This window comes from Citrobacter sp. CK206 (genome assembly GCF_030333125.1).
Taxonomy (GTDB): domain Bacteria; phylum Pseudomonadota; class Gammaproteobacteria; order Enterobacterales; family Enterobacteriaceae; genus Citrobacter_B; species Citrobacter_B koseri.
In genome coordinates, this window is the sequence record NZ_JAOWGM010000026.1 from 369,014 (window position 1) to 391,589 (window position 22,576).

Annotated in this window: 19 protein-coding genes; 3 read left to right on the plus strand and 16 right to left on the minus strand. The window is 56.9% G+C overall.

From position 1 onward, the window contains the following. Positions 1-73 precede the first annotated feature (73 nt). Positions 74-2,386, minus strand: coding sequence for a peptidoglycan glycosyltransferase PbpC (gene pbpC / locus OGX81_RS11825; protein WP_110123748.1), 2,313 nt, complete (start codon positions 2,384-2,386; stop codon positions 74-76). Continuing rightward, positions 2,387-7,321 carry an alpha-2-macroglobulin family protein gene (locus OGX81_RS11830; protein WP_104868343.1) on the minus strand — a complete coding sequence of 1,645 codons (4,935 nt, stop codon included), beginning with the start codon at positions 7,319-7,321 and terminating at the stop codon, positions 2,387-2,389. Between the two features lie 210 nt (positions 7,322-7,531). On the opposite strand from OGX81_RS11830, the gene sseA reads away from it, so the two are divergent. Beyond that, positions 7,532-8,374, plus strand: a complete 843-nt coding sequence (sseA, locus tag OGX81_RS11835) for a 3-mercaptopyruvate sulfurtransferase (protein ID WP_024130118.1) — start codon at positions 7,532-7,534, stop codon at positions 8,372-8,374. 90 nt (positions 8,375-8,464) lie between these two features. On the opposite strand, the gene sseB is transcribed toward sseA, so the two are convergent. From sseB to trmJ, 11 genes are all read right to left on the minus strand, one after another. Further along, a complete protein-coding gene (gene sseB, locus OGX81_RS11840; protein ID WP_012131255.1) occupies positions 8,465-9,241 on the minus strand; it encodes an enhanced serine sensitivity protein SseB in 777 nt (258 codons plus the stop codon). 94 nt (positions 9,242-9,335) lie between these two features. Next, on the minus strand, positions 9,336-10,619 hold the full coding sequence (pepB, locus tag OGX81_RS11845) for an aminopeptidase PepB (protein ID WP_049010618.1): 1,284 nt from the start codon (positions 10,617-10,619) through the stop codon (positions 9,336-9,338). A 59-nt stretch (positions 10,620-10,678) separates the two neighbouring features. After that, positions 10,679-10,879: a Fe-S cluster assembly protein IscX gene (iscX, locus tag OGX81_RS11850; RefSeq protein ID WP_012131252.1), complete on the minus strand. Its 201-nt coding sequence runs from the start codon at positions 10,877-10,879 to the stop codon at positions 10,679-10,681. An 11-nt stretch (positions 10,880-10,890) separates the two neighbouring features. Beyond that, positions 10,891-11,226 (minus strand): ISC system 2Fe-2S type ferredoxin, encoded by a 336-nt coding sequence (fdx, locus tag OGX81_RS11855; protein ID WP_012131251.1) that lies wholly within the window; start codon positions 11,224-11,226, stop codon positions 10,891-10,893. A gap of 1 nt (position 11,227) precedes the next feature. Next, a complete protein-coding gene (gene hscA / locus OGX81_RS11860; protein WP_071258070.1) occupies positions 11,228-13,078 on the minus strand; it encodes a Fe-S protein assembly chaperone HscA in 1,851 nt (616 codons plus the stop codon). A gap of 15 nt (positions 13,079-13,093) precedes the next feature. Continuing rightward, a complete protein-coding gene (gene hscB / locus OGX81_RS11865; RefSeq protein WP_104868341.1) occupies positions 13,094-13,609 on the minus strand; it encodes a co-chaperone HscB in 516 nt (171 codons plus the stop codon). Between the two features lie 95 nt (positions 13,610-13,704). Then, on the minus strand, positions 13,705-14,028 hold the full coding sequence (gene iscA, locus OGX81_RS11870) for an iron-sulfur cluster assembly protein IscA (protein WP_004104506.1): 324 nt from the start codon (positions 14,026-14,028) through the stop codon (positions 13,705-13,707). Positions 14,029-14,045: 17 nt separating this feature from the next. After that, positions 14,046-14,432 (minus strand): Fe-S cluster assembly scaffold IscU, encoded by a 387-nt coding sequence (gene iscU / locus OGX81_RS11875; protein ID WP_002913991.1) that lies wholly within the window; start codon positions 14,430-14,432, stop codon positions 14,046-14,048. 27 nt (positions 14,433-14,459) lie between these two features. Beyond that, positions 14,460-15,674: a cysteine desulfurase gene (gene iscS / locus OGX81_RS11880; RefSeq protein WP_024130117.1), complete on the minus strand. Its 1,215-nt coding sequence runs from the start codon at positions 15,672-15,674 to the stop codon at positions 14,460-14,462. A 244-nt stretch (positions 15,675-15,918) separates the two neighbouring features. Continuing rightward, entirely contained in the window at positions 15,919-16,410 is a 492-nt protein-coding gene (iscR, locus tag OGX81_RS11885; protein WP_012131246.1) for a Fe-S cluster assembly transcriptional regulator IscR, read from the minus strand. 231 nt (positions 16,411-16,641) lie between these two features. Beyond that, a complete protein-coding gene (trmJ, locus tag OGX81_RS11890; RefSeq protein ID WP_071258072.1) occupies positions 16,642-17,373 on the minus strand; it encodes a tRNA (cytosine(32)/uridine(32)-2'-O)-methyltransferase TrmJ in 732 nt (243 codons plus the stop codon). Between the two features lie 118 nt (positions 17,374-17,491). Here trmJ and suhB point away from each other — a divergent pair, with 118 nt between their 5' ends. Continuing rightward, positions 17,492-18,295: an inositol-1-monophosphatase gene (gene suhB / locus OGX81_RS11895; protein ID WP_024130116.1), complete on the plus strand. Its 804-nt coding sequence runs from the start codon at positions 17,492-17,494 to the stop codon at positions 18,293-18,295. Between the two features lie 104 nt (positions 18,296-18,399). Here suhB and OGX81_RS11900 read toward each other — a convergent pair whose 3' ends face one another. Continuing rightward, positions 18,400-19,380: a nickel/cobalt transporter gene (locus OGX81_RS11900; protein WP_104868340.1), complete on the minus strand. Its 981-nt coding sequence runs from the start codon at positions 19,378-19,380 to the stop codon at positions 18,400-18,402. Next, positions 19,371-20,009: a DUF1007 family protein gene (locus OGX81_RS11905; protein WP_047461991.1), complete on the minus strand. Its 639-nt coding sequence runs from the start codon at positions 20,007-20,009 to the stop codon at positions 19,371-19,373. Before OGX81_RS11905 ends, OGX81_RS11900 begins: the two co-directional genes overlap by 10 nt. A gap of 124 nt (positions 20,010-20,133) precedes the next feature. On the opposite strand from OGX81_RS11905, the gene csiE reads away from it, so the two are divergent. Beyond that, the gene (gene csiE / locus OGX81_RS11910) at positions 20,134-21,411 is read left to right on the plus strand and encodes a stationary phase inducible protein CsiE (RefSeq protein WP_058667907.1); all 1,278 of its coding nucleotides are present in this window, start codon (positions 20,134-20,136) and stop codon (positions 21,409-21,411) included. On the opposite strand, the gene OGX81_RS11915 is transcribed toward csiE, so the two are convergent. Further along, positions 21,406-22,545, minus strand: a complete 1,140-nt coding sequence (locus tag OGX81_RS11915; protein ID WP_047461985.1) for a 3-phenylpropionate MFS transporter — start codon at positions 22,543-22,545, stop codon at positions 21,406-21,408. The two genes, csiE and OGX81_RS11915, sit on opposite strands and share 6 nt — an antisense overlap. Positions 22,546-22,576: the final 31 nt, after the last annotated feature.

Here is a 22,576-nt window from a genome sequence, read left to right on the forward strand (position 1 = left end):
TTATTGCCTATGGATGAAGGTAACATTTTTTTAAAATAAGATGAGTATTAGCAACAAACTGTTGCTATCAGGTCTATTGCAGAGTAAATCGCAGCGCAGAAATCTGTCCAGCAGCATCCATAACCAGTAATTGATACTCGCCTTTTTCGGCAAGATGTAACGTAATATTCCGCTCGCGTTCTCCCAACGGCTCACCATTGAGGAACCACCAGCGCGCCCCCGCGCCACCACTGCTCTGAATCGATAAATCCACCCCGGAAGCGCCGGGTAACCGTTTCACTATCGCGCCATCACGCACGCCCGTTAACTGTAGAGGTAAAGGCGCATCCTGCCCCAGCGGCGGGCAGGTCGTCGAAGCCGTCGGCAGTCGCGCAGCGCGGCGTTCAGCAGCGGGCAACCAGGGCTCCAGCGGCAACGGCCAGACAATCAACGTCTGCTCCCGCGCCTGGGCGCAATCGGCGGCGACGCGTTTTCCGTCATTATCCAGCCAGACAGGAAAACGAATGCCGCTAATCCCTTCCTGTTCAGGTAACAGCAGCGTCGGCGGTTGGCTGTTCTCCAGCAGCCAGGTCGCCAGTCGACGGCGGCAGTTATTGTCTCCCGCCGAAAGCGCCTGTCCGCCCGGCCAGCAGATAACGCCCCGGCTCACCGACGCCGGACGCGGATCTTCAGGCTGCGTCGCGGCGCGCGCCATCAGCATATTATTCACCTGATTAAGCAGCGGCACCGCGCTGGCAAAACCAAACTGTCCGGCAACGGGTGTGCCGTCGGGCCTGCCCGTCCAGATGCCAGTCACGTAGCGGGAGCTAACACCTATCGCCCATGCGTCGCGATAGCCATAGCTGGTGCCGGTTTTCCAGGCGAGCGGCACTACGCGCGGCAGGGCGCTATCCGGTAACGGCTGCGCTTCATCGGCCATCACCCGCCGGATGATCCACGCCGCACCCGGCGACATCAGCGGACGCTCCTGCAACGAATCCCCGGGCTGCAAGCGCAATGTTGCCGCCTTGCCATGACGGGCGAACGCACTGTATGCCGCCACCATCTCGTCCAGCCTTGCGCCCGCGCCGCCCAGAATCAGGGAAAGATTAGGGGCCGCGCCCGCAGGCAGATACAGCGGCAGGCCAACGTTACGCAGTTTTGCCGCAAAACGTTTTGGGCCATATGCTTCCAGCACCTGTACCGCAGGCAAATTTAACGAACGCACCAGCGCTTCGCTCATGCTGACGGGGCCATGAAACCCGCTGTCAAAGTTTCCCGGACGATAATCGCCGGTACGGCGCGGCACATCCTGTAACAGCGAGGCGGGATGGATCAACCCGTCATCCAGCGCCAGCCCATAGACAAAGGGTTTAAGCACCGATCCCGGCGATCGGATCGCAGTGACCATATCCACATGACCAAAACGACTGTCATCATTCATATCCACCGATCCAACCCAACCACGCACGCTCATATCGGTATGATCGACAACGATCATCGCCAGCGAACTGCGCGCCGGAAGCCGTCCCTTCCAGTTTTGCGCCAGCTCTTCAAGCTGACGCTGCAACCCGGCATCCAGCGTGGTGACGATTTTGTCACCGTTGCTTTTGCCCAGCATCATGCGTGAGAACAGCGGCGCCAGTTGCGGCATTTGTCGGGGCGCCAGCCAGACGGGTTCTTCGCGGGCCTCCTGAACATGCCGGGCCGACCATACGCCCTGCGCCGCCATCCGCTCCAGCACTTTATTGCGCGCCGCTTGCGCGCGTTCCGGCCAGCGATCGGGACGCAAGCGGCTCGGCGCCTGCGGTAAAACCGCCAGCAACGCCGCTTCCGAATAGCTCAGTTGCGCCGGTGGTTTACCCAGATAAGCCCAACTGGCGGCGCCGATGCCCTGCAACGTTCCGCCAAACGGCGCACGGTTCAGATACAGCGTCAGAATATCACGCTTGGACAGGTGCCACTCCAGCTGGAGCGCGCGCCAGAGCTGGCGAAATTTACCGCCAAAGGTTCGCGGATGCGGGTCCAGCAGTCGCGCCACCTGCATGGTCAACGTACTGCCGCCGGAAATCACGCGTCCTGACGACAGATCCTGCCAGGCGGCACGCAGTACCGAAAACGGATTCACGCCCGGATGCTGCCAGAACCAGCGATCCTCATAATTAATTAACGCGTCAAGATAGCGGGGAGAAACGTCTTCAATCGTCACGGGATAGCGCCAGATCCCCTCCGCATCGGCAAAGCGCCACAGCGGTGTGCCGTCATGCGCCACCACCACCCGTGCCGGATTGACCTCATGCAGCGGCAGCGGCCAGATTTTGTCCGCCGCCCAGACTGTCAGAATCATCAGAAATGGAGCGATGGCCAGCCAGCGCCAGCCACCGCGTAGACTGCGCAGGACGATCATTTATGGCGTGACAATCAAAAGCCCCTCGGTTGATCCCGTCGCCCGCCACTGTGGAACATACATTGACTCCACCTGCGGGACAGGAACCTGATAGGTTCCCGGCGTCACCGCGCGCGCCAGATACACCAGCGTCACCGGCTGCCCCTGGTTAACCGCCACCGCCGCGACAAAGCGATCGTCACGGAATTCCATATGCTGAATATCCGCCTGCTGCATCTGATTTAACAGGTTTTGCACTTCACTGCCGCTGTCTTGCAGGCTGGCGCTGCTGTTTGCCAGGTTCTGGTTTTCCAGCTCCAGACCGGCAGGCAGCAGGTCGACCACCAGCGCGTCTGGCACATTTTGACTCGCTTTCACTTCGAGCCAGACCAGCACCAGTTCACCGCTGCGCAGGGAACTGAGCGATTTACTCTGACCATCGGTTCCCAGAATCTGGCGCTCGATGTGCAACACATTGCTGGCAGGTACGGGCGCCGTTTGCGGGTATCCGCTGCTGTCCAGACGCAGCCACAGCGGTTGGTCGCCGCTGTTGGTCACCTGCAACGCGGAAAGCCGATCGGCATCCAGATTACGCGTTTGCGCTTTATCGCCCGTCAACGGCTGGTCAGCGAGCGAAGTCTGCGCCTGCCATGTCCCCGGCAGATCCTGTAGCGTGCGCGCAGCAAGGAACAGCGCATTACTCTCCTGCGTCGAAAGCCAGCGCTGACCAAATGCCTGTTCAGAAAGCGTCGTCAGCAGCGTATTTTGCGCCTCGGGTTGCAGTTTATTTTCTTCCAGCAGCGACAGCATGAGCGCGTTATCACGCAACGGGCTACCGTAATCCGCCATCCATTGCTGCGCGTCACGGCGCGGCGTGTTCAGCGCCAGCGTCAGCGCCTGTTCACTGCGGCTGGCATCGCCCATATTTTTCAGCGCAATGCCCAGTTGCAGAAGCGGCAAGCCCGACGCGGCCTGACTCCGGCGTTCCCAGATTTCACGCAGCGCGCCAAGCGGCGCTTTTTGCTGACGCGCCAGCACCAGTCCCGCATACGCCTGAACGGCAAATTTGCTGGCCTGGGTATCGTCGCTATAGCGCACCGACATCATGCCCGGGTCCTGCAAATAGCGCAGCAGGCGTTCATTTCCCCGGTTAATCGCATCGGCCGGAACGCTGTACCCTTGCTCGCCAGCGCGCACGAGGAAATCCATCGCGTATGCGGTAAGCCAGTATTCTTCCGGCCCGTTGTTATCCCACAGGGCAAAACCGCCGTTATCACGCTGCATTTGCAGCATCCGGGAGATCCCCGTGTCGACTGCCGCACGGCGTTTTTCATCGGTATCGCCCGCGATCCCCAACGCCTTCAGTTGCGCCGCGTTGGTATAGAGCGACGGGAACAGGCCGCTGGCGGTTTGCTCCAGACAACCATACGGATAAGCCTTCAGCTCCCGAATATAGCGCGCCAGGTTCAGCGGCGGTTTGCCGCTAAGCAGCAACTGCCCCTGCAACGTTACCGGCGAGAAGTTCTCCAGGTTTTGGGCGGGCGCATGCCAGGTTTCCCCCGCCTGAAGCACCGTTCCGCTATTTACCGTCTGCGCAGGCCAGGCCGGACGGACGCCAATTTTCCACTGCTTATGTTGAGCGGGAAGCGTCTCGCCAGGTAGGTTCAGGCCGGTCAGCATGGCCTGCAATTCTCCCTCGCCAAACCCTTCTTTTGCGCGTACCGGGATAAACAAGGTCGTACGCACGCCCGGCGCCAGGTTTACCGGAGCAGGTTGCTGACTCACCAGTTCCAGTAACCCACTGGCGGCGAGTTCAATCGTCAACATCTGCGGTTTGTCTGTCAGGTTAGTGACATCCAGCGTCAGGCGCGAAGTATCGCCGCCCGCCATAAAGCGCGGCTGATTCAGTTCCGCAATCACCGGAGCGGCAACAATCACCTTGCTTTCACTGCTGCCGAAGTCCTCTGCCGTCCATGCCTGGGCCATAACGCGTAACTCGCCGTTAAAATCACCAATCGGCAACGTAACGGAACCTTCGCCCTGCTCATTGAGCGTGACCGGCAGCGCCTGCTGCGCCACGATGTTGACATGGTTGACCGGCGGTTTGCCGCCGCGTTTGAGTTCATCGCCGTCGCCGCCAAAACGCAGCGTCGCCAGACGTCCCTGCCCTTCAATCACCTGACCGTAGATATCATAAATATCCGCGCCATAGCGTTTTTGCCCGAAGAATGCCTGCCACGGATCTGGCGTAACGTAATCGGTGATATTCAACACTCCGCTGTCCACCGCAGAGAGCAGTACGTTGATCTGTTTTGGCGTTTCGCCATGTTTAGCGCTGGCTTTGACGTTCACCGTCAGCGGCTGGTTTGGACGTATTTTAGCCGGGCTTTCCAGCGTCAGATCCAGACGACGATTTTCATCCCCCAACGGCAGGTGCAGCAGCCCAACCGCGCGTTTCGGCGTCGCTGAACGCGACTTATCGCCCGGACGCACAACCAGCGCGCTCAGGTAGAGATCGTGTCGATTCCAGGCTTTATCGACGGGAATCGACAGGTCGAGACCCTCGGCAGGTACATCTATTTCCTGCCACCAGAGCGGGCCGTCGCTTGATTCCACCATCGCGTAGCCTTTACCCGCCACCGGCGCGGCGACATGCAGTTTGATGGTGTCCCCAGGACGATAGGTGGGTTTATCCAGCTTCAGGGTGACGCGATCTGGGCGCGCCGCGCCGCTGCCGTCGCTGTTATCCTGCCAGCTGTAACCTGCCCAGAAGCGCACGCTGCTGATCGCATCATTCGGGGCTTTCACTTCGAGACGATACGATCCCCAGTCAACCGGGAAGCTCACCTTGCCCGTTTCATCGGCGCTGAGATCCAGCGTCTGCTCCCCTTCAACCAGATCTTTTTGATCAAACTGCGACTGCCAGCCTTCGCTTTCCGACCAGTTCCAGTAATAATCGCGCCGTTCACGGATCAAACGAACCTGCAAACCCGAAGCGGCTTTTTTATTGCCTTGCGCATCGGCGTAGACAATATCAAAGGCGGCGTTACCGCCCTCATCCACGATGGGTTGGTTAACCGTGGCGTCAGTGCGATAGTCATACACCGCTTTAGAGGCGAATTGCGGACGAATACCCGGCAAGGTATCGGCAGGCCAGATAGCCTGTTCCGCACGGCGAGTGACCGGGCGACCGCCTGATTCCAGCAGGCTTGCCTGTAGGATCACCTGTAACGGCGAATGCGCTTCCTGCCACTGGCTGTTGGCGGAGACGTCGCCACGGCCATTTTCATCCAGCGTAAGCTGGACTTCGTCCAGGCTGCGGGAAAGGTTTTCTTCCGCAATATCGCCAAACTGGAAGCCCGGCAGCGCCTGTACCGCTTCACGCTGCGGGCGCAGGAAGAGTTGCCCCTGTAACGTGTTGCCATTGGCAGGCGCTCCGTACAGGTAGTAACCAACAACGGAGAACGTCACCTCTTCCGACGGGGCTAACGGCGTTTTCTGCGCGCTGAGATTAAGCGCCATTCGCTCCGGCATAAAATCTTCGACATGGAAATCCCACATCCGGGGCTGGTTATCGCCCGTGTTCGCGCGGATGTGCCACATGCCGGTTGGTGCACCGCTATCCAGCGGATACGTAAAGCGGTATAACCCGTTTTCAGGCTGGCTGACAACGGTGCGCAGTACCTGACCGTCCGGCTTTACCACTTCCAGTTTGACGGGCTGATCGGGCAAGGTTTTACCGTCGCTGTCGCGCAGCAGTCCGTTGAGGATCACCGTTTCCCCAGGACGATACAGATCGCGCGGGCCGAACATAAAGAACTGCTTGCTGTAGCCCGGCGCGCCCGCAATCGCGAACTCCGCCAGATCCAGCGCGGGCAGTTTCAGATCCAGCAGCGTGGTTTGTCCGTCTTTTCGCGCCAGCAACAGCGCCGCCTGCTGACTATTTTCCAGCTGTACATGCCCCTGCGCATCGCTGGCGGCTTGCGCCAGCGTCTGACCTTTCTCATCAAGCAGAGCAACCTCAACCCCCTGCTGCGCCGCGCCGTTTTCCAGACTCTGCGTAAAGATATCAAGGCGATTGTGATAACGGTGGGCGGAAACGCCAATGTCGCTGAGGGTAAAGAGCGTGGCAGGATTACTGTAGTTGTAATGTCCGGCCTGATTCATTACCGCAATGTACACGCCCGCCTGTTGCAGGGGCTTAATGTCACTCAGCGGCAGCAGGCGTTTTTCACGCGTATTACGCGCAGGATTGAGATCAAAACGCCCGGTATAGACCAGATCCGCCATTTTGAGCAGGTTGTCAGATTCCCAGTTCGAAAGAGCATTACGGTATTCCCACTGACTGACGAATGCCGCCAGCGACTCAGGCTTCACGCGAAAGAAGTTTACATCCACCTCGTTCACGTTCAGCGCCATGACCGGCAAGCCTTCCACCACTTTTCCCGGCAGCAGCGAGCCACGGCTGGCAAAGCCGACGCTCGGCTGAACGTCCCGCGTGGTAATGGTTTTTTCATACGCGCGGCCAAAGGCGGTTTTATTCAGCGCCGTTAAATCACGTTCAACGGACACCACCAGATCGCGGTTGGGTTCCAGGTGGCGCAAGCGCAGCTCTTTCAGATTCGGCGACAGCTCCCAGGCGCCATCAACCTTGCCGCTTTTTTTATCGACCACATGTACGGTGCGGGCAAAATCTTGTTCAGGATCTAACGGAATGGAGAACGTCAGCACCAGCGTCGCCGCGCCGTCCAACTGGACTTCGGAGGCGTCCAGCAGCGTCAGTTCTTTACCTTCGCTCTGTTGCGCCAGCTTTTGCAGTTGTGCCGGATCTTTCGTCGGAGCGGATTGCGCGGCGGGCGTCTCATCATTTTTCACCGCCGTTGGCGCGTTATCGTTGTTATCGCACCCCGCCAACGCCAGCATAAGCATGCAAGCGGCTACGCGTATGTGTTTCATTCTTTCATCCCTGGCCACAGTGGCCCGTTAGCAACGTAGAGTAACTATTATGCGTGAGATTTCCCGTTGTGAAAGCCAGTATTCGTTATATAAGTTCTGATTTTTTCATCAGAAATGTGGTTTCACCAGCCAAATCAGCCTCTTTTACTTGTCCCTTTGCGGTAAACGTCCGACAATTTGGCATTATTATGGCAAAAGATGGAGACGCCTATGTCCACCTCCTGGTTTGTCGCCGCCGACTGGCTGGCAGAGCATATCGACGATCCGCAAATTCAAATTATCGACGCCCGCATGGCGCCTCCCGGACAGGAAGACAGGGATGTTGCGGGTGAATATCGTTCAGGCCACATCCCCGGAGCACTCTTTTTCGATATTGAAGCGCTCTCCGATCACACCTCGCCGCTGCCGCACATGATGCCGCGCCCGGAAGCCTTCGCCGTGGCGATGCGTGAACTGGGCGTACACCAGGACAGACATCTGGTGGTCTACGATGAAGGCAACCTGTTTTCCGCCCCGCGCGCGTGGTGGATGCTGCGAACGTTTGGCGTAGAAAACGTCTCAATTCTTGCCGGTGGTCTGGCGGGCTGGCAGCGCGATGAGCTGCCGCTTCAGGAAGGCGAAGTGGAACTCCCGGAAGGGGAATTTGACGTTAAATTCACGGCGGAGAAGGTTGTGCGTCTGACCGATGTACTTCTGGCGAGCCATGAAAGAACCGCGCAAATCGTTGATGCCCGCCCGGCGCCACGGTTTAATGCCGAAGCCGATGAACCGCGTCCGGGTCTGAAGCGTGGCCATATTCCCGGCGCGTTGAACGTGCCCTGGACAGAGCTGGTGCGTGAAGGGGAATTAAAAACGACCGATGAACTGGACGTCATTTTCTTCAGTCACGGCGTCAGTTTTGACAGACCGATTATCGCCAGCTGCGGTTCAGGTGTCACTGCGGCGGTCGTGGTGCTGGCGCTCGCCACGCTGGATGTGCCCAATGTCGCGCTGTATGACGGCGCATGGAGCGAATGGGGCGCGCGTAATGATTTACCGGTAGAACCGGCCTAACGTTTTGTAATGTGCCGGATGGCGCTTGCGCTTATCCGGCCTACAGTGCGGGTTGTCCCGGATGACGTGAACGCCATCCGGCTACCGGGATCAGATAATCCGATTCTGTTTAAAATCGCGCAGGAACCCGCCCCAGCGGCGCTCGTAGAACGGCGCGATGTGCTCGGTAATAAAGTGGCTGATGCCCTGCTCACCTTTTTTCACCTGACAGATATCAATCGGTTCATCGCCGGGCAAGGTATCAGTCGCCACGCTGCCCGCCGCATGAATGATCTCTTCGATGTCGCCATCCGCTTCGATGCCAATCAACAGATTCGGCTGAGCGTCATTGCTCTCTTTAATAGTGCAAAGAAAGGCGCGCTTAACCAGTTTGATGGTTTTAAACAGCGTGGTCAGGGAGTCGATCATCTGCGCAGGTGGTTCCGCCACCTCAGACAGAATCAGCGATTCACCGCCTTCCAGCACTTCCTGTGTACTCAGCGGATTGCCCTCTTCGCCGATCAGATGGCTGATCTCACGCGGCATAAACTCTTTACCGGTAGGCAGTTTTGCGTTCAGGAAGAGCGTTTCGCCGAGCGTCATTTCAAATAACGTGCGCACCGGCATCACCACGAATGCCTGCTCGTCTTCTACCGCCTGCTGCAAGGCTTCCAGAGAGGTAAAAAACGGGATGACCGTCGTGCCGTCTTCTTTTTCCCAGTGCTGCAAATCCAGCGCGCTATCGTCAACAATCGCTTCGCCTTCAGCCGCTGTGCCTGGCACCCAGACGGTGGACTCCAGTAAGGTACGGAAAAATGCCGGACGATGCGCGGGTTCAGTCGCCGCCTTCTCCAGCAGGGTTTCTAATTCGTTTTTTGTTTCGGACATAAGGATCACAATAGAGATGCGTGTAGGGCGGGTAAGCGAAGCGCCCCCGCCGTTATCTTGCCGGATAGCGCTAACGCTTATCCGGCCTACATAATTATGCTGTTAACAGGTTAGCGATGGTGCGCACACCCAAACCGGTCGCCCCTGCCGACCACTGCTCAACCGGCGCTTTACGGTAGGTTGCAGAGCAGTCAATGTGCAGCCAGCCCTGCTGGTAGTTTTCGACAAAGTGCGACAGGAAGCCCGCTGCGGTGCTCGCCCCGGCAGGATACGCCGCGCTACCGGTATTGTTCAGTTCCGCAAAGTTAGAAGGCAACTGATTGCGGTGGAACTCCGCCAGCGGCAGACGCCAGAACGGTTCGTTTTCTTCTGCCGCACTCGCCAACAGACGCCCCGCCAGCGCGTCATCAAAACTGAACAACGCGTGGTAGTCGTTACCCAGCGCGGTTTTCGCGGCGCCGGTCAGCGTCGCCGCATCGATGATCAGCTCTGGTTTTTGCGCGCTGGCGTCGATCAGGCCATCCGCCAGCACCAGGCGCCCTTCCGCGTCAGTGTTCATCACTTCCACGTTCTTACCGTTGCGATAATGAATAATATCGCCCAGTTTAAACGCGTTGCCGCTGATCAGGTTATCCGCGCAGCACAGGTACAGCTTCACGCGTTTGTTCAGACCACGGGTAATCGCAAATGCCAGCGCGCCCGTTACCGTTGCCGCACCGCCCATATCGGACTTCATCGAGTCCATAAATGCGCTTTGCTTGATGCTGTAACCGCCGGAGTCAAAGGTAATGCCTTTGCCCACCAGACAGGCGTAAACCGGCGCGTCTTTATCGCCGGTTGGGTTGTAATCCAGCGCCAGCAGCACCGGCGCGCGATCGGAACCCCGGCCAACGGTATGCAGCCCCATGTAGTTTTGCTCGCGCAGATCTTCGCCTTTGGTAATGCGGTAAGAGACGTGATCGCACGCGACGCTGCACAGCAGATCAACGGCACGCTGCGCCAGCTGTTCCGGCCCCAGCTCTTCCGCCGGCGCGTTAATGGTGTCGCGCACCCAGTCAATGATCGCCAGACGGTTGTCCAGTTCCTTCTGCTTCTCATCGTCAAGATCTGGCCACTCGACCTTGCGGCTGCCTTTCGGCCCTTTGTAACCCTGCCAGAATGCCCAGCTACGCTCCACATCCCAGCCAGCGCCGGTCAGTTGTACGTGTTTAATGCCCAGGCCGTCGATTTTACGCGCCGCGCGCTGGATTAAACCGGAATCATCTTTACCGTTCAGGTGCAGGGTAATGCCGTCATTATTGATGCTGTATGTGGCTTTGTCTCCCCAGCGAGCGTCAGCCGGTTGGGTGGAGAGCGTAATTTTCATCGCTTCAGTCATTGTTCTTTTCCTTCTTCGCGCATACAGGAAAACGGGCCACCCGTGGGCAGCCCGTTTATTTATTCAGCTTCGTCCAGCCAGACCAGCAGGATAGCCTCAAGGATCTTTTCATTTGATGCCTGCGGGTCATCATCAAAATCCTCAAGATCGCAAATCCATTGATGCAGGTCGGTGAAACGAACGGTCTTAGGATCGAGATCGGGGAACGCGTCGTACAGCGCCTCGCCGATTTCGCGGCTATCAGTCCACTTCAGTCCCATACTACCCTCTGTTAATGCTCGCGTGCATGGTTGATTGTGTAACGTGGGATTTCGACCACCAAATCTTCATCGGTGACGCGCGCCTGACAGCCTAAACGGCTCTCCGGCTCCAGACCCCAGGCTTTATCCAGCATATCGTCTTCGTCTTCCGTGCTTTCCGGCAGGGAATCGAAACCTTCACGCACGATGCAGTGGCAGGTCGTGCAGGCACAGGATTTTTCACAGGCGTGTTCAATCTCGATACCGTTACGCAGGGCAACGTCAAGAATGGTTTCGCCGGTCTCAGCTTCCAGAACTGCGCCATCGGGACAGAGATCCTGATGAGGCAGAATAACAATCTTTGGCATATTAAACCTCGTCCACGGAATGGCCTTGCAGCGCGCGACGAACAGATTTGTCCATGCGACGAGCGGCGAATTCCTGGGTTTGTTTGTCTACGTTTTTAATGGCTTGTTCTATCGCGTCAACATCATCGCTCTGCGCAACCTCGCTCAAGTGCGCGGCGGCATCATCAATGACCTGACGTTCTGCGGCGCTTAGCAGCGCGGCATCAGCAGCGAGCGCGCCGGTCAGGCTTTCCAGCACGCGCGCCGCTTCCACTTTTTGCTCTGCCAGCATACGGGCTTTTACATCCTGCTCGGCAAAGCTCATTGAATCCTGAATCATGGTGGCGATTTCGCTGTCCGTCAGACCGTAAGACGGTTTGACCTGGATAGACGCCTCAACGCCGGTGGATTTCTCCATCGCGGTGACGCTCAGCAGGCCATCGGCATCCACCTGGAAGGTGACGCGGATATGCGCCCCGCCCGCTGGCATCGCCGGGAGCCCGCGCAGCGCGAAGCGCGCCAGCGAACGGCAATCCTGCACCAGCTCGCGCTCGCCCTGCATGACATGGATCGACATCGCGGTCTGACCATCTTTAAAAGTGGTGAAGTCCTGCGCGCGCGCCACCGGAATGGTGGTGTTACGCGGGATCACTTTCTCCACCAGGCCACCCATGGTTTCCAGCCCCAGCGACAGCGGAATCACGTCCAGCAGCAGCATTTCGCTGTCCGGCTTGTTGCCGACGAGGATATCCGCCTGAATCGCCGCGCCAATGGCGACGACCTTATCCGGGTCGATTGCCGTCAGCGGCGGACGACCAAAAAATTCGCCCACGCGTTCGCGCACCAGCGGCACACGGGTGGAGCCGCCGACCATCACCACTTCCAGCACCTCCTGCGCCTCAACGCCCGCATCTTTCAATGCGCGGCGACAGGCCATCAGAGTACGTTTAACTAAAGCGGCAATAAGGTCATTAAACTGTTCACGGGTGATGTCACCCTGCCAGCCCGCCACATTGACGCTAACGGAATCGGCATCGCTCAGCGCGATTTTTGCCGCGATGGCGGCATCCAGCAGTTCACGCTGGACACGGTTATCGCTGCGATCGGCAATGCCCGCCTGCTCACGGATATAATCGGCCAGCAGATGGTCGAAGTCGTCGCCGCCGAGCGCGGAATCACCGCCGGTCGCCAGCACTTCAAACACGCCGCGACTCAGGCGCAAAATAGAGATATCGAAGGTGCCGCCGCCGAGGTCGTAAACCGCGATAACGCCTTCTTTGCCGGAGTCCAGACCGTAGGCGATCGCCGCCGCCGTAGGTTCATTGAGCAGACGCAAGACGTGCAGCCCCGCCAGACGCGCCGCGTCTTTCGTTCCCTGGCGCTGTGCATCGTCAAAGTAAGCAGGCACGGTAATAACCACGCCATCCAGCTCGCCCGACAACGCTTCCGTCGCCCGCGCCGCCAGCGCTTTCAGGATATCGGCAGAAATACGTACCGGGTTGAGCAGACCTGCCGCCGTTTCAATCATCGGCAGACCATTTTCACTAGCCTGGAACTGATACGGCAGATGGGGATAGCGCGTCTGAATATCCGCCAGCGAGCGGCCCATCATGCGTTTTACCGAGCTGATGGTGTTAGCCGTGTCCTGCGCCGCGTTCGCGCGCGCCGCGTAACCGACCGTGTGGCCCTGCTGCTGATAGTGAACGACTGACGGCAACAGATGGCGACCGTCGTGATCGGCCAGCGTTTCTGCCTGGCCGCTGCGAACGGTCGCAACCAATGAGTTGGTAGTACCTAAATCGATGCCTGCCGCCAGACGACGCTGGTGCGGCGCAGCGCTCAGACCAGGCTCACTAATTTGTAATAAGGCCATATTCGCTTCCGGGAATTAAAAATCGAGCAGCTTTTCTTCGAGTTGTTCGGCGCTGCTTCGCAGTTTATCGAGAAAACGCAGTTTACGCACGGTGTCCGCCGCCACGTCCCACGTCTCGTTGTCCAACTGTTCCACCATCAGCTGATGGCGGGCATCAAACATTGTTTTCACGCGCTTGATGAAACTTTCCAGTCGCGCTTCGTCCTTTGCCTGTTCTATTTCATCAAGCTCTTCACGCAGTTCCAGCTGTTCCATCAAAAACGCAGTATCGCGCACCGTATGCTGCTCGCTGGCCAGATCAAAGCCGTGTAGTGACAGTAAATATTCGGCGCGCGTCAAAGGGTGACGCAGCGTTTGCCAGGCCTGATTAATGGTCGCGGAGTGTTGTACGGCGGCGAGTTGCTCAGCCTGCGTACCGCTGGCGAATTTATCAGGATGATACTGACGTTGAAGATCCTGAAAACGGAGGCTCAGCGCCTGGGTATCGAGTTGATAGCGGGCTGGCAAGCCAAAGAGGGTGAAGTAGTCCATAACATTCTCAGGGCATCGACTCTCTGATGTTTCAGGGAGTCAGGTAAAACAAACCCCACGCGCAGGTGACCACGGTGGGGTTATCGGTAAGCACGTTACACGTTGAAGCTTTCGCCGCAACCACACTCGTCTTTTACGTTCGGGTTGGTAAATTTAAACCCTTCGTTCAGACCTTCTTTTACGAAGTCTAACTGCGTACCGTCCAGAAATTGCAGGCTCTTACCGTCGATCACGACTTTTACGCCTTTGTCTTCAAACACGGTGTCTTCTGCCGCCGGTTCATCAACAAATTCCAGTACATAAGCCATACCTGAACAGCCGGAAGTTCTCACCCCCAGGCGCAGGCCAAACCCTTTACCACGGTTTGCCAGAAAGGTATTTACTCGCGCTGCAGCACTGTCGCTAAGTGTAATCGACATAACAACCTCAACTCTTCTTATTTTGCTTCACGTTTGCTTTTGTAATCCGCAATAGCGGCTTTAATTGCGTCTTCTGCCAGAATGGAGCAGTGAATTTTCACCGGAGGCAGTTCAAGCTCGTCTGCGATATCGGTATTTTTAATCGCCTGCGCTTCGTCCAGAGACTTCCCTTTCACCCATTCGGTGACCAGGGAGCTGGACGCGATAGCGGAACCGCAGCCGTAAGTCTTGAAACGCGCGTCTTCAATGATACCTTCATTGTTGACTTTAATCTGCAACTTCATCACGTCGCCGCAAGCCGGTGCACCCACCATGCCGCTGCCTACGTTTTCGTCGCTGTTGTCAAAGGAACCCACGTTGCGTGGATTCTCGTAATGATCGATTACTTTTTCGCTGTAAGCCATTATAAATTCTCCTGATTCCGATACCGATTAATGATGAGCCCATTCGATGCTGTTCAAATCCACGCCCTGTTTGAACATTTCCCACAGCGGGGAAAGGTCACGCAGACGACCGATGGATTTGCGCACCAGCTCAATGGTGTAGTCGATCTCTTCTTCAGTAGTGAAACGACCTAAAGAGAAACGGATAGAGCTATGCGCCAGCTCGTCATTCATGCCCAGTGCGCGCAGCACATAGGACGGTTCCAGACTTGCGGACGTACAGGCGGAACCTGAAGACACCGCCAGATCTTTCAGCGCCATAATCAGGGATTCGCCTTCAACGTAGTTAAAGCTGACGTTGAGAATGTTCGGCGCGCCCTGCTCCAGGTCACCGTTCAGGTAAACTTCTTCGATATCGTTGATGCCGTTCCACAGACGGTTACGCAGCGTGCGCAGACGCGCCATCTCGGTTTCCATCTCTTCTTTCGCGATACGGTAAGCTTCGCCCATACCGACGATCTGGTGTACAGGCAGCGTACCGGAACGCATACCGCGCTCGTGACCGCCGCCGTGCATCTGCGCTTCGATACGAATACGCGGTTTACGACGCACATACAGCGCGCCAATCCCTTTCGGGCCATAGATTTTGTGGCCGGAGAAGGACATCAGGTCTACTTTCAGCTGGCTCAGGTCGATAGGCAGTTTGCCCACGCTCTGGGTGGCGTCAACGTGGTAGATAATGCCACGCGCACGGCACATTTCGCCGATGGTCGCGATATCCTGCACCACGCCGATTTCGTTGTTGACGTGCATGATGGACACAAGAATGGTGTCATCGCGCATCGCCGCTTCGAGTTCTTTCAGATCGATAATGCCGTTACTCTGCGGCGCCAGGTAAGTAACCTCAAACCCTTCGCGCTCAAGCTGACGGCAGGTATCCAGCACGGCTTTATGCTCGGTTTTGCTGGTGATGATGTGCTTGCCTTTTTTCTGATAAAAGTTGGCCGCACCTTTAATCGCCAGGTTGTCGGATTCAGTCGCACCGGAGGTAAAGACGATTTCACGCGGATCGGCGCCAACCAGTTCTGCGATCTGGTTGCGGGCGATATCTACCGCTTCTTCAGCTTGCCAGCCGAAACGGTGTGAACGAGAGGCCGGGTTACCAAAGGTTCCGTCCAGGGTCAAAAACTGCATCATTTTCTCGGCAACACGCGGGTCCACCGGCGTGGTTGCGGAGTAATCGAGATAGATCGGTAATTTCATTGCTCTATAAACTCCGTACATCGCTTCAATGCAAGGAATCAGGCAACCGGCTGGATGTACGACCGAGTACACGGGGCGAGTAAACGCCCCGGCCTGATTCTGAAATCTATTATAATTTTTTACCCTAACTGTTTTGCGGTGCAGCAAGGCGACAAGCTTGTGAAGCCCAGGCGCTTACATAAGTAAGTGACTGAGGTGAACAAGCGCGGCCAACGCAGCAACGCCCCGAAACAGGGCGGGTAAATTACGCGCGCAGTTTGACGTCGATTGCGTCTTGCGTGCGGGTGCTACGTGGCGCGTCATGGGTGTGCTGACGATCAGACACATCCAGAACTTCCTGGTTATTCACCAGTTCGCCTAAGGTAATGTTGTTGAGGAAACCGGTCAGACGGTCACTCAAATCACGCCACAGCGCATGCGTCAGGCATTTATCGCCGCCCTGACAGCCGCCTTTGCCCTGACAACGGGTCGCATCTACCGACTCGTCAACAGCGCTAATCACTTCGCCAACCGCGATGCTACCTGCGTCTTTACCCAACAGATAACCACCGCCTGGGCCACGTACGCTGGAAACCAGACCATTTTTACGCAAACGTGAAAACAGCTGTTCCAGATAAGAAAGGGAAATTCCCTGACGTTCAGAAATATCAGCCAACGGTACCGGGCCCGCTTCGGAGTTGAGCGCAACGTCCAACATTGCGGTCACGGCATAACGCCCTTTAGATGTCAGTCTCATGTCTTACTTAACCTCAAACTCGCCCCTGCCCGGGGTTTTTTATTGTAAAATGGGGGTATTGCATAGCAGGGTCAAGTCTGACATTCCCGACTAAATCAGTCAACTATTTACTTGACTAATTTAGTCAGGTATTTAACCTTCAGTGCCGTTTCTGTTTGCCGGATGGCGCTTCGCTTATCCGGCCTACAATATTCGGCCTGCAAATCGTGCAGCCATCCGGCATCAACACGCTTACTTGCCTTTATTCTGCTGCTCAATAGAAGCAAGAATGCCGCGCAGGATGTTCAGTTCCTGGCTTTCCGGGCGCGCACGCGTAAACAGACGACGCAGTTTGTTCATGACCTGCCCCGGATGGCCTTCACGGATGAAGCCAGTTGAAAGCAGCGTCTGCTCCAGATGGCCGTAAAAACGTTCCAGGTCGTCCACCAGCGGATATGGCGTCTCTTCATGTTCCGCCGCCTCGTCGTTTTCCTGCGTTGCCAGCCAGGCCATACGCACTTCGTAGGCGATCACCTGTACCGCCATCGCCAGGTTGAGCGAGCTGTATTCCGGGTTTGCGGCAATCGCCACATGGTAATGGCATTTTTGCAGTTCGTCGTTGGTCAGACCAACGCGCTCGCGGCCAAAGACCAGCGCAACCGGCGTATTCGCGGCTTCCGCCACGCTTTTCAGACCGCATTCGCGCGGGTCCAGCATCGGCCACGGCAGCGTGCGGGAACGCGCGCTGGTGCCGACCACCAGGCTACACCCTGCCAGCGCGTCATCGAGCGTATCGACGATCTGTGCATTGCCGATCACATCGCTGGCACCAGCCGCCAGCGCGATAGCCTGGGAGTCCGGCTTGACCAACGGATTGACCAGCCACAGGTTTGTTAAACCCATTGTTTTCATGGCGCGGGCAACAGAACCCATATTGCCGGTGTGAGAGGTTTCCACCAGCACAATTCGAATATTTTGCAGCATTGTCTTTCTTCGGCTAAAGATTATTCGGGCATATTATCATAAAACGGAGACATATTCCGAACTCGCTGCTATACTCTGCGCCGTTTTCCCGTTCTTTAACATCCAGTGAGAGAGACCGATGCATCCGATGCTGACCATCGCCGTGCGCGCAGCGCGCAAGGCGGGTAATGTAATTGCCAAACACTACGAAACGCCTGACTCAGTAGAAACCAGCCAGAAAGGCAGCAATGATTTTGTGACCAACGTCGATAAAGCCGCCGAAGCGATTATTATCGAAACGATCCGCAAATCTTACCCACAGCACACCATCATTACCGAAGAAAGCGGTGAACATGAAGGTACCGATCAGGATGTTCAATGGGTTATCGATCCACTGGATGGCACCACCAACTTTATCAAACGTCTGCCGCACTTCGCGGTATCTATCGCCGTACGCATCAAAGGCCGTACTGAAGTCGCGGTAGTTTACGATCCTATGCGTAACGAACTGTTCACCGCCACTCGCGGTCAGGGCGCACAGTTGAACGGTTACCGTCTGCGCGGCAGCACCGCGCGCGACCTGGATGGCACCATCCTGGCGACCGGTTTCCCGTTCAAAGCCAAACAGTATGCGACCACCTACATTAATATCGTTAGCAAACTGTTCACCGAATGCGCTGACTTCCGTCGCACCGGTTCTGCTGCGCTGGATCTGGCGTATGTGGCTGCGGGTCGCGTTGACGGTTTCTTTGAGATCGGTCTGCGTCCGTGGGATTTCGCCGGTGGCGAACTGCTGGTGCGTGAAGCGGGCGGTATTGTCAGCGACTTTACCGGCGGCCATAACTACATGACGACCGGTAACATCGTGGCCGGTAACCCACGCGTGGTTAAAGCGATGCTGGCAAGCATGCGCGACGAATTGAGTGATGCGCTGAAGCGTTAATCGTTTGATGCCGGATGACGGCTAGCGCCTTATCCGGCCTACCAGGGGAGTTTCCCGTAGGCCTGATAAGCGAAGCGCCATCAGGCATTCATCCTACAACTGTGCTAAAACGGTCTTAATCCCCTGCCCACCGGCACCGCACTGACCCACATCACAACAGCAGCCACAACCAAAATCACGCCACCGGCTAACGCCAGCGTTGTCCAGCCAATCTGTCGCCACAATACCGGCGTTTTATTGCCGCTTAATTTTACTGCCAGCGTGCGGAAACTGTGAACCAGCAACGCCAGAGAGGTAATGGTCAGCGAGGTTCCCGCCGCCATCGCCAGCGCCGACGCCATTCCCCAACTAAAGACGCCAATAACTTTACTGAACAGCAGCACCATAATCGCGCCGGAACAGGGGCGCATCCCCATCGACAGAATAATCATCAGCCGCGCGCGCCAGTCATCGCCATTCCTGAGTTGCTCTGGGTTCGGCAGATGCTGATGCCCACAGCCGCAATGTTCGTGGTGAACATGATGCGGCGTAAATGAGATAAATTTCGGCTTGCGCAGCAGCGCGCGAAGCGTCTTTAGCGCCCGCCAGCAAAGCAATATTCCCAGCACGCCGACTAACGCATAACTGCCCTTCTCCAGCCAGAAGCTACTCAGATGTAACTGCCTCGCCGGAAGCTGCAATACCGTCAGCACCACAACCACCAGCGCAATGGCCACCAGCCCCTGCAACAACGATGAGGCCAGCGTCAGGCCGATGCTTGATTTCAGCTTTGATGGATGCGTCGCCAGCCATGTGGTAATCACCACTTTTCCATGACCCGGCCCCAGCGCATGGAGTACGCCATACAGAAAGCTAAACAACAGCAGCGAACCGCCCGCCTGCGCCGGATTCGCCGCCACCGCTTTTAATAAGGCGCTCATCTGCTGATTCACTTCCCGCTGCCAGACAATGCTTTTCACCATCACCTGCGGCCAGGCCTGCCATAACCACAGCCCGCCCGCGATGGCCAGCAACAGAAATACCGCCAGCGGCCACAGCGGCAGCCAGCGTCGGGAGCGCGGACGTTGTTGGGAGATTACTGACATTGCACCGTTACCTTCTGCGCGAACTGTTTACCCAAATCCATATCCTCCGGCGGCGCGTCTTCTTTATCCAGCGACTGCGCAAAACTGAGCGTCTCTTCACTCGGCGTCGGCGTATGCACGCTCATGCTGCATTGTGTGCTTAACGCCTGCGGCAACGAGGCGTCCCGATCGTTGGCGTAGCTCATATCCACATAGTATGTGGGATCGAAGGTCGAGAAAGTATAAGTCTGGCCGCTCAGCGGCTGCGGTTCAGCCAGCGGCAGGACAAACGTCAACACCGCCTGGTGCGCTTCCCGTTCCATTCCGTATTCCGTCGGGCGATTTTTAAACTTGACCTTTTGTCCGTTGTGCCACACTTCGGTGAAGTAGTGCTGGCCGAGCACGTTCGCCATCACTTCCGCCGCCAGCTTTTTCCAGATCTCCGAACCGGGCTTCGCGTCTCCCGCGTCGTAAAGCAGGTCGGCGGAGGTGATTTCATCCATCGTCCAGCGCATTTTTAGCGCCACAAACCGATCGTTTTCACTCACCAGCTGCGTCTGCAATCGAATAAAGCTATGAGGGTGCGCCTGCGCTGTGAAAGATAAAACAGCGAGAAAGAGTGTTAAAGCGCTGCGTTTAACTAATTGCATCTGTTCCTCACGTTAAAAATTCTGTGATGCTCGCCAGCATTCCTGGCGTAAAGCCCTCTTATAACCATTTCCACGCACAAACTTTAGCTATCCTTATCAAACAAACTAACGGGAGACCAGACAGATGATGCCAACGCTTACTTCGCCGTCTGTACTTTCTGCTCCCCAGCGCCGCTGCCAGGTTTTACTGACGCTTTTCCAGCCGGGGCAAATCGCCACCACGGAAACATTCAGCGCGCTCAATGGCGTCGATGATGAAATTGCCCGTGAGGATATCACCGAAACAGGCCTGGAGATCCAGCGCTATCATCGACTCGCCATCACAACGGGTCAGAACGGACGCTACCGAATCGAGGGGGCTGCGCTCAACCAACGTTTGTGCCTTTTACACTGGCTCAGACGCGGCTTACGCATATGCCCGACTTTCATTACGCAACAGTTTACGCCGGCATTAAAAACCGAGCTTAAACGGAGAGGGATCGCGCGTACGTTGTATGACGATACCAATCTGCATGCGCTGATCAACCTTTGCTCGCGGCGGCTGCAAAAACCGTTTGAATGCCGGGATGTGCAGTTTCTGCGGCTGTTTTTACAATATTGCCTGCTACAGCATCATGCGGGCATCGCACCAGCGTTTAATCCGCTACAGAAACAGTGGGCGCAGTCCTGCGCCGAATACCCGCTCGCGCTGGAGATTGGCCGTCACTGGCAGCGCCGCGTCATGCAAAACGCGCCGCCCGACGAAACGCTGTTTATGGCTTTACTGTTTTCCATGATTCGCATCCCCGACCCTATCCACGACAACCATCAGCAGGATCGCCGCCTGCGCCTGGCTGTCGCCCGACTGGTGTTGCGCTTTCGGGAAATGGGGCAGGTACGCTTCAGCGACGAACAAGGACTTAACGACCAACTCTATGTGCACCTTGCCCAGGCGCTGAGCCGAAGTTTATTCGCCATTGGTATTGATAACACGCTGCCGGAAGAGTTCAGTCGCCTCTACCCTCGGCTGGTGCGCACCACGCGTGACGCCCTCGCCGGGTTTGAAAGCGAATACGGTGTGCGTTTCTCTGATGAAGAGACAGGGCTGGTCGCGGTGATTTTTGGCGCATGGCTGATGCAGGAGAACGATCTGCACGAAAAGCAGATCGTGTTACTGACAGGCAATAACGGCGAACTGGAGGCACATATTGAGCAGCAATTACGAGAACTGACGCTCCTGCCGCTCAATATTAAGCATGTGCCGACGCAGACCTTCCAGAAAGACGGTTCGCCGCGCGGCGTGGCGCTGATTGTCACCCCGTATGCCACACCGCTGCCGCTCTTTTCGCCGCCGTTGATTCATGCGGACCTGTCGCTTACCGCACACCAACAGCAGCAGATCCGCAAAATACTGGAATCATGATGACGCGGCGACGTTAGGCCGTAAGAAAATAGCAGGCAACGCCACCAATGCCATCACCCAGAATACGCCGTTCCCTAAATGCTGATACAGGAATCCGGCGAATACGGTCATGATGGCGATGCTGCCGCCCATCGCCACGGCAGAATAGACCGCCTGTAGACGAATCACTTCACTTCCCTGGCGAGCGGCGATGTAACGCATCGCGGCCAGATGGCAAACGGTAAAAGTGCCGCAATGCAGAATCTGGATCGCTATCAGCCACGGCAGCGCTGTGCTCCAGCCCATTAATCCCCAGCGAATGACGCCGCATACGGCGGAGAGCAATAGCAGATCGCGAGCGCTAAAACGGCGGAACAGTTTGTTGCTCAGCGCAAAAATAACCACTTCCGCCACCACGCCCAGCGACCACAAATACCCCACTGCCGAAGCGGAATAGCCCGCCCCCTGCCAGTAAATCGCGCTGAAGCCGTAATAAGCGGCATGCGCGCCTTGCAGCAGGCACACGCAGGCGAGAAAGCGCCAGCTCTGAACGACGAGCGTACGCCAGGCAGGCCAGCCCGCGCTTTCCTGATGACGGCTTTCCCCCTGCGGCAATACGCTCGGTCGCAGCAGCATACCTAGCAGCATCGAGGCCACCCCAAGCGTCAATAGCCCCAGAATCGCCTGATAATCAAAGAGGCTCACCAGCTTCCCGGTCAACGCCGAGCCGATCACAAACGCAATGGACCCCCACAAACGCACCCGGCCATAGTCCATCGTTAACTGTTTTTGCCAGGTATTGGCCAGCGCATCGGTGAGCGGCACCAGCGGCGAGAAGAAGAGGTTAAAACCGATCATCACCACCATCAGCCACGCAACGTGCGTCCCTGCCCAGAATGCGAGGGCAAACACCAGCGTCAGCAGCGCCAGAAGGCGTAACGCAGAAATCAAGCGGGAAGGATCGCTCACCCGTGGCGCAATCAACAGGCTACCGAGGAAACGCGCCACCAGCCCCGCCCCCAGCAGGAGACCGATGGTTTCCGGCGTCAGTCCCAGGCCTTTAAGCCAGACGCTCCAGAATGGCAGAAAAATACCGTAGCTAAAGAAGTAGGTAAAATAACCGAGCGCCAGCCAGCGCGTGGAGTGCAAAACCATGATTCCCTCCCGTATGGAGGCGATAGTCTGG